The 911-nt window shown below is 72.8% G+C and carries 1 protein-coding gene and 1 pseudogene; both read right to left on the bottom strand.

What is annotated here, in order from left to right; genetic code table 11:
- Nucleotides 1-12: 12 nt before the first annotated feature.
- The gene (locus FNQ90_RS28580; RefSeq protein ID WP_323380171.1) at nt 13-171 is read right to left on the bottom strand and encodes a phosphopantetheine-binding protein; all 159 of its coding nucleotides are present in this window, start codon (nt 169-171) and stop codon (nt 13-15) included.
- Nucleotides 172-294: 123 nt separating this feature from the next.
- Nucleotides 295-882, bottom strand: a pseudogene (locus tag FNQ90_RS24875) (isochorismatase family protein); the annotation flags it as partial.
- Between the last annotated feature and the right edge of the window lie 29 nt (nt 883-911).

Below are 911 nucleotides of genomic sequence, written 5' to 3'. Positions count from 1 at the left end.
GGGTGGTGCCGTTCAGGGACGGGGGGTCAGGAGGGCGGCCCAGCGCTCGATGACGGGCTCCTCCGCGAGGTCGGGGAAGGCCAGGTCAACGCCGTACTCGACGCGCCAGCGCTCCAGCAGGCTCATCAGCCGGATGGAGTCCAGGCCGTGGTCGGCGAGGTTCTCGTCCACCGGCAGGTCGGCGGGGTCCTCGCCGAGGAGGTCGGCGACGTCGGCGCGCAGCCGCTCGACGACCGGCGCGGCCGAACCGGCGCCGGCTCCCGCATCCCCCGCTCCCTTGCCCAGGGACCGCACCAGGGTCTCCGTGTCGGTGACACCGGCGCAGCGCCCGGCGGTCCAGGTGAGGGCGCCCAGGTGCTCGACCTCGGAGAAGTCGGCGACGGCGTCGGCGACGACGAAGGCCCGCAGGTCGCGCATCCACGCCTCGCAGGCGGTGACCTGTACGCCGATGTGGGCGTAGACACCGGTGATGATCACCTCGTCACGTCCCAGCTCGCGCAGTCGGGTGTCGAGGTCGGTGCGGGTGAAGGCGCCGTACTTCCACTTGGTCACCACGGTGTCGTCGGGGCCGGGGGCCACGGCGTCCGCGATGGCGGCGGCACGCGGGTCGTCGGGGATGCCGGGGCCCCAGAAGTCCTGTTGCAGACCGCGCTGTTCGGGGGACTGGCCACCGGGCTGGGCGGTGTACAGGACGGGGATGCCGACCTCGGCGCAGACCGCCCGCAGCCGGCCGATGTGGTGGAGCATCTCCGGGATCGGCGGGGCGTCGGTGGTGAAGGCGGACAGGAAGTGGTTCTGCAGGTCGTGGACGAGCAGCACGGCCCGCCCGGGGTCGGGGGTCCAGTCCACGCGGTTGGCGGGCAGACGGTCCGGGCCGGGCATGGGGTACGGGCTGTCTCTTATACACAACT

The sequence above is a fragment of the Streptomyces alkaliphilus genome (assembly GCF_014141535.1).
Classification (GTDB): domain Bacteria; phylum Actinomycetota; class Actinomycetes; order Streptomycetales; family Streptomycetaceae; genus Streptomyces; species Streptomyces alkaliphilus.
The sequence above is the reverse complement of the archived record's forward strand: the minus strand, read 5'-3'. Positions and strand labels throughout refer to the sequence as shown.